The organism is Vibrio sp. Of14-4 (assembly GCF_022347625.1).
GTDB lineage: Bacteria > Pseudomonadota > Gammaproteobacteria > Enterobacterales > Vibrionaceae > Vibrio > Vibrio pristinus.
In genome coordinates, this window is record NZ_JAKRGI010000002.1 from 303,080 (window position 1) to 315,631 (window position 12,552).

Below are 12,552 nucleotides of genomic sequence, written 5' to 3' on the forward strand. Positions count from 1 at the left end.
TATTTCCTTAATATTAATTTTGCTTTAGCTTTTCACAGCGAAAGAAAATAAAGTTTGGATGGCTAGTTAATCGTCGATAAGTGGACTCACACTTGGTTTGGATTTTGTCATCAGCACACCCTTCAGTCATTCTTGAAATGATCAACCCAGAGTTACTAATGGCTTCAGTTATTTCCATTAACGGGCGGCGATAAAACTTCACTTTTACTGGCGTACCTATGGTGTCCCAAGTTTCTTCAATCAATTCGCGCCTAAAGTAATTAGAAGAAGGGCTGGCCGAAAAGTCATTGAAAGGGTGATGAGTAGAGAACACCATATAGCCACCAGGCTTTAACACTCGGTACACTTCTGAAAAAAGAGGCACTAGATCCTCAACATAGTGAAGTACTAGAGGGCTTATGATGACATCAGCACTGCTGGAGGTTTCACTGGGCAAGCCTTGATTCAGATTTTGTACATAGGCGTTAACTTGAGGGCCAAATTTGCTCTCAACCAAATTGATCATATCTGACGAGGCATCAACACAGGTTAATGTTTTAATTGACTGGCTGAGTATCCAGTGTGCATACACACCTGAGCCGCAGCCCATGTCTAAAACGTCGGCTCCTTTCAAGTTGCTCAGTAATTCAATGGTGGAAGGACGCTCAAACATTGCATTGTAAATATTGTTTTGAATTGCTGCGTCATACTGGTGAGCATGTTTGGTGTACATGTCGGACATGAACAAACTCCTAATCCATCAAGAAGGGATTGATAATAAATGAAAAATAGGAGTTTCACTAGAGGCGCAGGTTATGAAATGTAACCCTGCGCCTAATCGATGGTTATGTTATTTATTGATTGAATTAGCCTTTTTCAACAATACCTTCACCAGTGCGCCCGATAACGGCAGAGCCGATACCCATGATAGCGTTAACGCCTTGGACTGTTGCTGCCTGCATAGTTATTTGTCCTTGCTGCTGAGCTGTTGTAGCGTTGTGTGCTGCGTTAGATAAGGCATGTGAGGTAGACATCAGCAAGTTACCCATGGCCATTGCTGGGGTCTCTCCAACAACTTTAGTATTCACTTGGGTAACTGAATCAGTGATTTGCGGGTTTACGATTGTTGCTGTTTCTGACATCGGTTAGGTCCTCTTAAATTAATAAATGACAGTTTGGAATTGGGCCAACTTTAGTAGAGTCTTGGCCCCATGCTTTGGGTTATTAGTGATTAGCCTTTTTCAATGATCTCTTCGCTCGTGCGGCCTATAACTGCAGAGCCAACACTCATAAGAGAGTTTATGCCCTGAACCGTTGCTGCTTGCATGGTTATTTGGCCTTGCTGCTGGGCTGTCGTTGCGTTGTGAGCTGAATTAGACAGAGCGTGTGACGTAGACATCAGCAAGTTACCCATAGCCATTGCCGGGGTTTCCCCAACCACTTTAGTGTTTACTTGCGTGACGGAGTCTGTGATTTGTGCGTTTACTGTTGTTGCTGCTTCTGACATAAGATGTTTCCTTTATACAAATTTTGGGTTGTTGTGTTTGAAAGATTAGATTTACTGAATAGGTAATTAGCTTTGTTGTACTGACAACTAACCCTTTTCAATAATGCCTTCGCTGGTGCGGCCAACAACTGCTGAGCCTACACTGATCATTGAGTTTACGGCCTTGACCGTGGCAGCTTGCATCGTAACTTGTCCTTGCTGAAGTGCCGCTGTTGAGTTGTACCCTGCATTACCGAGTGAATGAGATGAAGACATAAGAAGATTTCCCATCGCCATTGCTGGAGTATCTCCGACCACCTTAGTATTCACTTGAGTAACTGAATCGGTAATTTGTGCATTAACTTGGGTTGCTTCAGTTTCTGACATGACTTTGCTCCATTGACGAAATAAACAAGTTGAAATAAATGTGAGTTCTAGTTGATATTTTCTTTTGCTCTCGTACCTAGCTCGGAGAAATTGCTAATCGCTTGGGTCACTACTTCTCCTGCTTTATCAATACCTTCTAGATATTTTGGGTCTCCTGTTTCTATAAACTGTCCTAGCGCAACACCTATAGCTGTTGTGCCAATAGATGATAAATTTCTTAGGTTGTCAGTTGCGTCAGATAGAGCCATTGCAGATGACTGTGCGATTGATTGTGTCGCTGTATTCTTTGCGCTTTCAATAGGCTTCGGTGGTTCATTCATGGTTACGGACCTTTAAAGTGAGGAAGTTACTTTTCTAAAATGGCTTCTGCTGCTTTTGAAATCGACGCTGAGCCAATCGCATTAATGGCGTTAATGCCCTGTGTTGTGGCTGCTTGCATTAGCATTTGACCTTGTTGTTGGGCTGCTGTGGCATTTTGATTGCTGTTACTCACTGCAGTGTTGGTTGCCATGATGAAGTTGCTCATGGCCATTGCCGGTGTCTCAGCAACCGTTTTTGTATTCGTTTGGGTAACAGAGTCGGTAATTTGTTCACATACTGAATCTGGCATAATTTTGCTCCACTTATTGATGAAAAATTAAAATATTTGAGTTAATTCTTTTTTGAGTAGATAGAAATCTTTCCACTCATTATTTACAATCGCATAGTCTTCAAATAAGCCTACTTTTTGAAAGTTAAGTGAATTCAAAAGTTTCAATGACTTCTTATTATTGGTCATACAATATGCAGTAACATATTTAATCTTTTGATACTTAGCCATCCACTTTAAAATAATATTTATCGATGACTTTATTATTCCTCTACCTTGGTATACCAAATCACTGGAATAGCTTATGTTGCAAGAATAATGTGGTTTTTTCTTTACATCACTGATATTAATTATTCCAACTATTTTACTGTCCAATTTTATTACGAATGAAAAGAACCTTGCTAAGTTATACTCTCTTATGATGGAAGAAATATACTTTTGCCAGTTTGATTGCATTTCAAGGTTATCATTACTCCTTGGTTCCCATTGAGTAAGATGCTTATTGTTTCTTTTGTAATAATCAGTGATAGGCTTGCTATCCGATACCGATAGTAGCGATATCGAATAGCTTTCGCCGTCAATGTTAAAAAAATCTTTAAACATAGTCCTAGCCTAACTTTGCTTTCGGATTGAATCTCTAAAATCACCTATGTTTGAACCTTCATATTTACGATATATTTTTCCAAAATGACTTAAATCATAAAACCCAACTTGAATAGCAACATTTGTTAATGTAACCCTTGGGTTGTGAGTAATGATCTCTCTTGCCTTGTTGAGTCGAAGAATAAATAAAACTTTCTTAAACTTAGTGTTTAACTTAGTCCTAAATAGATAAGACAAATGAGAGGGGCTAACATATGCGGACTTTGCAACTTCTTCTAGCGTTATATCATTTGATAAATTCTTGTATATATATGAGACTGCTAAATATAAGGAAGTATGATATTTCTTGAGATGTTCGATATCTTCCTCGCTACTCAATATATTTTTAAGCTGCTGTTCATCATCACAAGTCTCATCATACCCAATTGAATGAGTATTTTGTTCGATAGGAATATAAATATTGAAGAAGTCATCACTTAGGAATATATCAACTAAACCTTTCTTTACAGAGGTGTCATTGAAAGGAAAAATAAACTTTATCGACTTATCTTCTTTAATATTTCTAATGAATTTTAGTAGCTTGTCATAGTCCTCTTCTTCAAAGAGCTCCAGACCATTTATGAATACAGTAGTTTTTTCTTTTGTCTTTAGTAATGGTCTAATTTTATCAATAGTAGTCTTAACATTAGGGTCTCCATCAATTACAGAAAACTTACCATAATCGTTATCACTATTAAGGTGGAAATTTTCAACATGAAGCTTGATCAGATGCGCATTTCTACAATAGATACTTATCAACTTGTTTTTAGATTGTTGAGCCATATGAATATGTTTATTCAATATAGAGTTAGGGCAATTTTTCATTTCATTTATGATTCCGTTGTTTATCATGATCAACTCCGATGAAGTAACTTTGATAAAATTTTCACATTAATATTCACTAACTTATTGTCATTTTTGACTAACTTTAGGTAAATATTAGCTAATTATCCGTTTATTTGTTTTTTACTTATTAAACTAGATTGAAATAAATCCTTGGTCCCGGCCCACAAAACGTTGCATTTAATAAATGCCTATATCAAGGGCATAAATGAAGTCGTAGTAACTTAATTTTTGGGTTAAGACCACACTATTTGGTTGTTATTTGGCTAATGAATAGTAAGGTTTTGACTTATATATATTTTAAAAGCTTGTTTGATGAATATAAAATAGGATCTAATAATAGGTTTAATGGGGATTTAACGTACTTTGTGTGGTAATTTACTATAAGTATTTACCTTGTTTTAATAATCAAAGTTATCATGATAGATATATCCGCTATCATCGAATAGAGTATCAATGTTTTCGTAGACATTTAGGTAGTCGTTGTCTATCGTCCAGTCTAGATCCTCTTTATCGTTCAATATTTCATTTCCTTCATTACTGAAATTATCACTCTCATAATTACTTATTTCACATTCAGTGTCTTCAGTATTTTTATGTATAAAATCATTCATTATAAATTACTCCAAATAGTTCTTGATTTATTCTAACTTTCATTTTTTTTATTTATAGTAAAAAAAATTCAAATTTATATTAAATATCAATCATACCGTAATTATAAATCAGTAATTAATTACAAGATTGATTTTTTTAGCTGTGATTTAATTATCAAAACATCTATAAAGGAGTTTACTTCGTGAATAATATAAAGTTAACACAAATCGAGCTGTTGGGAGTTCCAGACCAAACGCAAGGAGTAGATGAAGGATTAACCTTATCTATCCTTACTCAATGTGAGAGGTTTGAAGCGGAAACATTATGTAGAAACTTGCGAACAAATGGGTACCCTAAAGCTGAAGTTATTTATGACATCAAGAGAACAGGTTTTGAGTCAATGAATGCAGAGAGTTATGATAGTGATTACAAACCCCATAAGATAAAAACTTGTATTGATAACTTAACTCGTGGCGTTGAGATTTTTGTTGTTGATCGAAATCTCGGTTTTGATCAGGATCTACCTGTTTTCGATAGTGAAGATGATAGTAAGCTAAACTTTACCAAACTCGGTAAAGAAACTAGCTGGATTTTATCGTCCGACGAGCTTGTAATTGGAGAGGGCTACAGATCTTGTCCTGAAACTATTACATATAAAAAAATGTGTCCAAATGATCATCGTGTAAGGACATTGAGTTATTGTAAAAATGATAACAACGCTATCATTACTTCTATCCTAACAGCTGCATATATTACTAGGTTTAATCCTCCAGCCTTGAGAGATGCGATGTACGAGGAACCTCTTCCTGAAGAACACGCAAAAACAGAACTCGCAAACCTAGTTCTTCACTTCAAAGCTAAATCTCAAAATTCGGTTACTCGCGATATACAAGATTTTGACTTTCGCTGATAGCTTCCTCGAAGCCTGAATGGCTATACAATGTAAGTCAGACAGGCTTCTCTCAACAAACTAATCTCATCTCCTATAACCTAGGTTTCCACGAGTTTATGCTCTATGAACATTTGATGGGTACCTTGGTTATAAATCACATCTGTTTATATATTAGTAATTAAGCATGTCCTTTTAATTCCACAAACAATTAATACTATCGCAATCATACATATTAACTGTATTTAAACTTTCTACTATTTTCACCTGATGATTATAAAAACACATCTTTAAACTTAGGATTTTAATTTTATTGTTTTGTATATGTTTTTAATTGATTTTGACTATCCGGACTGACCTAAAAAGAATTAATATTACTGCAACAAGGAGAGAAGATGAATATAGTTTGATTCACAATGGAGAATGATAAAGGTATTTATATAGGAAAAAATATACTACTTTTAATTTCTTTATCTTTAAACTTTTTTCTCATGACTATGATTTATTTAAGCCATGATGAAAAAAATTTAAATAATTCGGATTGGTTTTATTTTTCAATTCTAGATAAAGATAAGAATATTTCTAATGTTGAAGTTATGAGCAGAGGAATCAGAAACAATAACCCTTTAAATATAAGATATTCAGCAAGCAATAAATGGTTGGGTGAAGTTAAAAAGAAGCATGACTATGATTTTGAAGAGTTTATTAGTGTTGAATATGGCTTTAGAGCAGCCTACAAAACACTTATGACCTATAGGAATAAATATAATATAAAAACTATAGAGAAAATAATATTTAGGTTCTCACCACCTAACGAAAATGATACCGAAAATATAATTAAAAAAATATCAATTATGAGTGGGATACCTAGGGATAAAATTATTGAAAACGATGAATATCCAATAATCATTAAGAATATGGCAATTATAGAGTCCGGGAATTCTTTTCCAATCAAGATAATTAAAAAAGGTATTTCAATTAAATAACTGTAATTAATAGCGATATTAATTGTTAATTAAATAATCTCCACTAAGTTAGTAGCCAAATGAGGGTATAACAATGTCAGGCAATGTTTCAGCTGTAAATGCTCAAACTACAGACTCTGTTACACAAGTAAATACGAAAGTAGTTGGTGAGACACCAGCTATGGCCATGAGTAACTTACTAATGTCAACGTCACACGCGTTGAGTAATACAGCGCATAACGCGACCTCTTCTCAGCATCAAGGCCGAATAATGATGCAAGGTACCACAGTCCAAGGAGTAAATACCTTGGCAAATGTTGGGTCATTACTTTTAGACCGAGTTAGAGCGACGAGTATTAGAAAGAGATAAAGCATTGAGCAAGCCGAATAATCATCTTAATCAAAGGAGGTAGCACATTATGTCTGAGGCAATAGCAGCCGTTAATGCTCAGATGACGGACTCTGTCACACAGGTAAATACACAAGTGATTGGAGATGCGCCAGCTATGGCGATGGGAAACCTTTTAGTATCAACGTCACATGCGTTAAGTACTGGATCTCATAACGTCACCGCGTCGCAACAGCAGGGTCAAATGACAATGCATGCGGCAACAGTTCAGGGAGTGAATGCTCTGATAAGTGTTGGCTCTTCTGTAATCGGAAGAACTGGCGAAGAAATTATCGAAAAGTAATTAACAACCTTATCGAAATAACACAACACCATTAAATCAAATAGGAAACAGACTATGTCAGAAGTAGCAACTACTGTAAATCCACAAATCACTGATTCAGTTACTCAGGTAAATACTAAAGTCGTTGGCGAAACACCAGCGATGGCAATGGGCAACTTGCTCATTTCTACTTCTCACGCTCTAAGCACAGGTGCGCATAATGCGACTTCTGCTCAGCAGCAAGGTCAAATCACTATGCATGCAGCGACAGTACAAGGCATTAACTCTCTAATGAGCGTAGGTTCTGCCGTCATTGGCCGCACTAGTGAAGAGATCATCGAGAAGAAGTAATAGTCAATTTACAACAGATAACTATCTAATTAATTAAGTTAAAAAAGGAAATAAATCATGTCAGAAGCAGCAACCACTGTAAACCCACAAATCACTGATTCAGTTACTCAAGTTAACACAAAAGTAGTTGGTGAAACACCAGCAATGGCTATGGGTAACCTTCTTGTCTCAACTTCTCACGCTCTAAGTACTGGCGCGCACAATGCGACATCAGCACAGCAGCAAGGTCAAATCACTATGCATGCAGCAACAGTGCAAGGTGTTAACTCTCTAATGAGCGTAGGCTCTGCGGTTATCGGCCGTACAAGCGAAGAAATCATCGAGAAGAAATAATCGTTATTTATCTTAGTGAAAACAACTTAACTAATTAAGGAGACTACTTATGTCAGAAGCAGCAGCTGCGGTAAACGCACAAATTACAGACTCTGTAACTCAAGTAAACACTAAAGTTGTCGGTGAGACTCCAGCAATGGCTATGGGTAACTTGCTGATGTCTACTTCGCACGCACTGTCTAATGCAGCGCACAATGCGACGTCAGCACAGCAGCAAGGTCAAATCACTATGCAGGCAGCAACAGTACAAGGTGTTAACTCACTGATGAGTGTCGGTTCTGCAGTTATTGGTCGCTCGAGCGAAGAAGTTATCGAAAGAGGCTAAATTCTACAGAATAGCCGCATTTGGTTGACGTTTTAGCAACGTCAATCAAATCCAAATTGTCATTCATTAATTTAACAGGAACTAACCGATGTCAGAGACAGCAACAACCGTAAATCCACAAATCACTGATTCAGTCACTCAAGTGAATACCAAAGTAGTTGGTGAAACACCAGCAATGGCAATGGGTAACCTATTGGTTTCTACTTCCCACGCTTTGAGCACTGGCGCTCACAATGCGACTTCTGCTCAGCAGCAAGGCCAAGTCACTATGCAGGCAGCGACGGTCCAAGGCATTAACTCACTAATGAGTGTTTGCTCTGCTGCGATTGGTCGTACAGGCGAAGAAATCATCGAGAAAGGCTAATAATTAGCATACTAAAAAACTAAATAATTAATCAGAGAGGAAAAATATTATGTCAGAAACAGCAACCCAAGTGAATGGACAAGTAACAGACTCAGTAACTCAGGTGAACACTAAAGTGGTTGGTGAAACACCAGCAATGGCGATGGGTAACTTACTAATCTCGACTTCTCATGCTCTAAGTACTGGTGCTCATAATGTAACGTCAGCTCAGCAGCAAGGTCAAATTACTATGCATGCTGCGACTATACAAGGGTTCAATGCACTAATGTCTGTAGGTGGTTCAATTGTAGGTCGTACTGCTGAAGGAATCATTGAGAAAGGTTAATTAAACGGAGTAAATAAACAGAATATCTGTTTATTAATAAAAAATATAGCCATTATACATAATGGCTATATTATTATGATTAAATAAGGTAGTAACATGTATATTAGATGGTTGGACTTAATAATTTTGTGTTGGCTTTTACTTTTAACCGTCCCTCATATATCTAGAATGGTAGGGTAACTTTATGTAAGTGAGGAATATGGATATAAGAGAATTAATAGTATCTGATATAAGAAAGCTACTCTGGTTTGTATTTGATAGCGAAATTCTTACTCTAGAAAAAAAAGAAGATCTAAACATTGATCTTGCAGAAATAGAGAATATCGATAACTTAGAAGTGGATGACCTTTTTTCTTTGAGAGATAAGCTACTAGCGCTTACAAAAGATCATTCAATGGAGCAAATATCTGATAAGTATTATATGGCTTCCGTAGAGTCTCATAAGTTGTTGAGTTTGTTCTTGAGAGTGTTCCTTATATTGTTAATGTCATTTATATTAACATTGGTTTATCTACATCATAAAGATATTATTTCCGTTACAATTGATGAAGAAAACCTTATTAGCTTTACCTACACGAAAGGTTATTACTTATTTAAAGAGTATATAAACCCTTATATATTTGCATTAATGTCCGTACTGTTGCGTATAGTCTTTCTTTTAAACGGATGTATCATGACTTATAACAGTGCAAAAATAAAGAGAAATAAATATATAATTTACTCTGTTGTATGGCCACCTATTGTTGTACTAATGTCTAAATCTATAAGTCTAGAAAGTGTTCCAGTTCAATTCTTGTGTATAATATTAGGCTGGGGAGTAGAAACATTTATTAAAACAATAGAAAAGTCAGCAGTAATTTTTGAAAAGCAGGTATCAAAAAAAATACTAAGCATATTAAATATAATTAATGGATTTTCTGGGAAATGATGTAGAGTTGTAGCTCAAGGAAGTGAGCTACTATATTGTACTAAAAAGGGCTTTGTCTTAATGCAAGTCTACAATGTAGTTCGATAAGACGATAGTTGTATTCATGTGATTTTACACTATCCAACTAGAGTCATTGGCAGTTGAGTACTCTAGTCGGATTGACATCTAGGGGAAAATGCTAGCACTTATATTAGCGAGTCTGTGGCTTTATCCAGTTTGGATTCAATAAAGAGACTAGTTCATGATCTTCCCACTGTTTATTGATAAGTAAGTAGTCTTTGGCAAAGCCTTCAAATTTGAACCCTAATCGCTCGAGTACTGCTTTGCTTTTGCTATTCTTTGGCATGAAATAAGCTGATATCCGATGTAAGTTCTGAACTTTAAACATATAGTTAATAGCAGCAGTTAATGCTTTGGTCATGATTCCTTTTCCTTGAGCTTTCTCACTTAGTGAGTAACCTAAGCTGCAAGAATGAAAAGGAAAGCGAAAAATATTACTGAAAGATATACTACCAATCATCTCAGAAGATTGGCGATCTATAATTATGAAATAGACTAATGATCCATTTCGGTTCAGCTCATCAAACTTACAAAGGATTTGATACCAACCTTGTACAGTGAAAAAATTATTATCACGCTCAGGCTCCCACTTTTCTAAATGGTCTTTATTACTTTTATAATAATTAGTTATAGTTTCAACATCTGAAATCTGTGCAGTTCTTATTATAATATCATCTTCAGTCAAGCTGACATTATGAAGAAAGTTAAGTTGTGTCATTGCTACCTACCTTAAAAATAGTAAATTTGAATACTTCTATATTTAATATCAATGGTGAATGTTTAATGCTATATAACTAGTCGTATAATTTTTATCTCACTTCCTTATAGCTACGTTTGGTAACCATCATATTAAGTATCGACATCACTCTATAACAGAGACAAATTACTTAACTTTTAGTAAATAATGATTATTAAATGGACTGAGCATATAGTGACATAATAAGTCTGATTTGCATGATAACTACTTATAAATGCTGTTTATACATTTGTAGATGAATTTGTATGATGACTGAAGACATGAATAAAAATGAAAAAAGTATGACTTTCTAGTCTGTTTAGATTTATTCATTTTTGGATCAGCCTTTATGATACAAGGGGAGAAGCCTATTTATCTCTTTGAAAAACATTGTTTCTTGTCGCACATAGCAAATGATTCAATGCGGAAAATATTAGGAAAATATTTTTATATATTTTTGAAATTTTATAAGCCTTCTATTCTTTTTACCTAAAAAATAAATTAGGTTAATTATAATTATTATAAGAAAATCAGTGAGTAAGGATAATGAGTAGAAAGCTAAAGGCTTGTTTCAGGGCATATCGTTGCTTTCATAAAGCAATAGAGAAAACAGGGTATTTATCACTATCATCTATTGTAGAAAGTCAATACTATTACCCAAGAGATTACCCACTGCAACCCAAAAGGAATGATGTGTTGTTGGAGACGGATATGAACAATTTTGTACCTATGGGAAAAAGGGAGAAAGGTATTTTGGTCTCACGGTTTAAGAAAACTTAGCTAGATATTTTTAGCAGTACGTTAGTCGAGTTGAGCCATATCTGATAGATTAGCTAGAACCTAGAAAATCCTTTTTAGCTTTTGTTAATGGAGTTTGAGGTGTGTTATCAAGCATTTCTAGTCTGGATAGCATCCGTGACAAGGACTCTAGCTGTCGAGATTTACTCATCTGTTTATAGGTATCTATGGCTTTCTCGAGTAGAAGGAAAACGTCTTTTTCCAGCTGTATGTCTGTTTTAGGAGCCGATTTATACTTGTATATTATCTTTTTTGTTCTTCCGTTGGGGTATCTATACTTACGGCTATGAATTCTATATGTACCATTTTTACTCTCTTCCATCTTTTAACCTTTCTTGATAAATTAGAAAATAAGGAATCGCTTCTTTGGCTTATTTACTCGTGATGTTTCAGCGTTTTTCTGACGACATTCGATAGATAAAGACACTATTTTTTCATAATTTTCAATCGCATTTGCTATCAATTGATTCGATTCTGCGATAGTCGTTAAGCATGTGACTTTGTCGCCTCCCTCCAGCAGTTTTGCCATAGCGACGCCAGAAGCAGTGTTACATATATCGGTGACATTACGAATATTGTCGACAGCATCTTGAATAGCTATCGATGTTGCTTGATCGATGTAGTTATTCTGTTCATCGGCCATCAGGCTTATGCGCTATTCAAGATGCCCAGTAGTGCTATGAACGTGAAAAGAATCCAGCTAATCCACTTTTTTTCTTTTTCTCTCTTTCACGTTGTGCGCTAATACCGAACTCTTCACTAGAACCAGCCTTTTGAGAAGAAGCTTGAGGGATGGCAAGTAATCGTGCACATGCATTGGTTACTGATGCAGAAGTCGTCACTTGAGATTGCTGCTGGTTTGCCACTAAGTTATGCATAGTCAAGCCAATAGTTTCAGATAAGGTTGTTTCTGCTATCGATGTAGGTTGGTCAGAGAACTTCTGTAATGTAGTGTAATCTTGATCAGACATATGCCTTCCTTTACTGATACAAATGTGTATGAATAGAGAGATATATTAACCAATATGACAATATTATTTTATTATAAAATAGCCATCATTAGGTAATATCTGATTAACATGTTATCTTTTAAATCTAGATTAATAATCCTTTTTATATATTTATAGCGTCTTTCATATTCATTCATTTAATAATGAATGAACTTTTACATGCAAATTGAAAAAAACTTATGTCTATTTCGTCACTTAATGATATTGTAACTAATCAATAGAGAATTATACGGACTATGAATAGTGCAAGGAAACCTGTACTACCCTGTATAAAATA

At 35.4% G+C, this 12,552-nt stretch carries 22 protein-coding genes; 10 read left to right on the top strand and 12 right to left on the bottom strand.

Features of this window, described 5'->3' with window-relative positions:
- Window positions 1-13 precede the first annotated feature (13 nt).
- From MHN79_RS03635 to MHN79_RS03675, 9 genes are all read right to left on the bottom strand, one after another.
- Complete coding sequence (locus MHN79_RS03635) at window positions 14-721, bottom strand: class I SAM-dependent methyltransferase (protein WP_239171761.1); 708 nt, start codon at window positions 719-721, stop codon at window positions 14-16.
- Window positions 722-845: 124 nt separating this feature from the next.
- Complete coding sequence (locus MHN79_RS03640; protein WP_114785332.1) at window positions 846-1,121, bottom strand: RebB family R body protein; 276 nt, start codon at window positions 1,119-1,121, stop codon at window positions 846-848.
- An 89-nt stretch (window positions 1,122-1,210) separates the two neighbouring features.
- Window positions 1,211-1,486 (bottom strand): RebB family R body protein, encoded by a 276-nt coding sequence (locus tag MHN79_RS03645; RefSeq protein ID WP_114785333.1) that lies wholly within the window; start codon window positions 1,484-1,486, stop codon window positions 1,211-1,213.
- 87 nt (window positions 1,487-1,573) lie between these two features.
- Window positions 1,574-1,852, bottom strand: a complete 279-nt coding sequence (locus MHN79_RS03650; RefSeq protein ID WP_152432337.1) for a RebB family R body protein — start codon at window positions 1,850-1,852, stop codon at window positions 1,574-1,576.
- Window positions 1,853-1,899: 47 nt separating this feature from the next.
- Entirely contained in the window at window positions 1,900-2,172 is a 273-nt protein-coding gene (locus MHN79_RS03655; protein ID WP_114785335.1) for a hypothetical protein, read from the bottom strand.
- 26 nt (window positions 2,173-2,198) lie between these two features.
- On the bottom strand, window positions 2,199-2,462 hold the full coding sequence (locus MHN79_RS03660; protein ID WP_114785336.1) for a RebB family R body protein: 264 nt from the start codon (window positions 2,460-2,462) through the stop codon (window positions 2,199-2,201).
- 27 nt (window positions 2,463-2,489) lie between these two features.
- Window positions 2,490-3,044 carry a GNAT family N-acetyltransferase gene (locus MHN79_RS03665; RefSeq protein ID WP_239171762.1) on the bottom strand — a complete coding sequence of 185 codons (555 nt, stop codon included), beginning with the start codon at window positions 3,042-3,044 and terminating at the stop codon, window positions 2,490-2,492.
- A gap of 9 nt (window positions 3,045-3,053) precedes the next feature.
- Window positions 3,054-3,866, bottom strand: a complete 813-nt coding sequence (locus tag MHN79_RS03670; RefSeq protein WP_239171763.1) for an AraC family transcriptional regulator — start codon at window positions 3,864-3,866, stop codon at window positions 3,054-3,056.
- Window positions 3,867-4,327: 461 nt separating this feature from the next.
- Window positions 4,328-4,540: a hypothetical protein gene (locus MHN79_RS03675; RefSeq protein WP_239171764.1), complete on the bottom strand. Its 213-nt coding sequence runs from the start codon at window positions 4,538-4,540 to the stop codon at window positions 4,328-4,330.
- A gap of 182 nt (window positions 4,541-4,722) precedes the next feature.
- Between MHN79_RS03675 and MHN79_RS03680 the strand changes: the two genes are divergently transcribed.
- From MHN79_RS03680 to MHN79_RS03725, 10 genes are all read left to right on the top strand, one after another.
- Complete coding sequence (locus MHN79_RS03680; protein ID WP_239171765.1) at window positions 4,723-5,430, top strand: hypothetical protein; 708 nt, start codon at window positions 4,723-4,725, stop codon at window positions 5,428-5,430.
- Window positions 5,431-5,825: 395 nt separating this feature from the next.
- Entirely contained in the window at window positions 5,826-6,395 is a 570-nt protein-coding gene (locus MHN79_RS03685; RefSeq protein WP_239171766.1) for a structural protein P5, read from the top strand.
- Between the two features lie 73 nt (window positions 6,396-6,468).
- Entirely contained in the window at window positions 6,469-6,744 is a 276-nt protein-coding gene (locus MHN79_RS03690; protein WP_239171767.1) for a RebB family R body protein, read from the top strand.
- Between the two features lie 49 nt (window positions 6,745-6,793).
- Window positions 6,794-7,066, top strand: coding sequence for a RebB family R body protein (locus MHN79_RS03695; protein WP_239171768.1), 273 nt, complete (start codon window positions 6,794-6,796; stop codon window positions 7,064-7,066).
- A gap of 54 nt (window positions 7,067-7,120) precedes the next feature.
- Window positions 7,121-7,396 (top strand): RebB family R body protein, encoded by a 276-nt coding sequence (locus tag MHN79_RS03700; RefSeq protein WP_114785344.1) that lies wholly within the window; start codon window positions 7,121-7,123, stop codon window positions 7,394-7,396.
- 57 nt (window positions 7,397-7,453) lie between these two features.
- Entirely contained in the window at window positions 7,454-7,729 is a 276-nt protein-coding gene (locus MHN79_RS03705) for a RebB family R body protein (protein WP_114785345.1), read from the top strand.
- Window positions 7,730-7,778: 49 nt separating this feature from the next.
- Window positions 7,779-8,054 (top strand): RebB family R body protein, encoded by a 276-nt coding sequence (locus tag MHN79_RS03710; RefSeq protein WP_114785346.1) that lies wholly within the window; start codon window positions 7,779-7,781, stop codon window positions 8,052-8,054.
- An 88-nt stretch (window positions 8,055-8,142) separates the two neighbouring features.
- Complete coding sequence (locus MHN79_RS03715) at window positions 8,143-8,418, top strand: RebB family R body protein (RefSeq protein WP_152432330.1); 276 nt, start codon at window positions 8,143-8,145, stop codon at window positions 8,416-8,418.
- Window positions 8,419-8,467: 49 nt separating this feature from the next.
- Window positions 8,468-8,743, top strand: a complete 276-nt coding sequence (locus tag MHN79_RS03720; RefSeq protein ID WP_114785348.1) for a RebB family R body protein — start codon at window positions 8,468-8,470, stop codon at window positions 8,741-8,743.
- Between the two features lie 199 nt (window positions 8,744-8,942).
- A complete protein-coding gene (locus tag MHN79_RS03725) occupies window positions 8,943-9,671 on the top strand; it encodes a hypothetical protein (RefSeq protein ID WP_160929046.1) in 729 nt (242 codons plus the stop codon).
- Between the two features lie 190 nt (window positions 9,672-9,861).
- On the opposite strand, the gene rimJ is transcribed toward MHN79_RS03725, so the two are convergent.
- From rimJ to MHN79_RS03740, 3 genes are all read right to left on the bottom strand, one after another.
- Window positions 9,862-10,449: a ribosomal protein S5-alanine N-acetyltransferase gene (gene rimJ / locus MHN79_RS03730; protein ID WP_160929048.1), complete on the bottom strand. Its 588-nt coding sequence runs from the start codon at window positions 10,447-10,449 to the stop codon at window positions 9,862-9,864.
- A 1,159-nt stretch (window positions 10,450-11,608) separates the two neighbouring features.
- The gene (locus MHN79_RS03735; protein WP_152432327.1) at window positions 11,609-11,908 is read right to left on the bottom strand and encodes a hypothetical protein; all 300 of its coding nucleotides are present in this window, start codon (window positions 11,906-11,908) and stop codon (window positions 11,609-11,611) included.
- A gap of 34 nt (window positions 11,909-11,942) precedes the next feature.
- Window positions 11,943-12,236 (bottom strand): RebB family R body protein, encoded by a 294-nt coding sequence (locus MHN79_RS03740; RefSeq protein ID WP_114785353.1) that lies wholly within the window; start codon window positions 12,234-12,236, stop codon window positions 11,943-11,945.
- Window positions 12,237-12,552 lie beyond the last annotated feature (316 nt).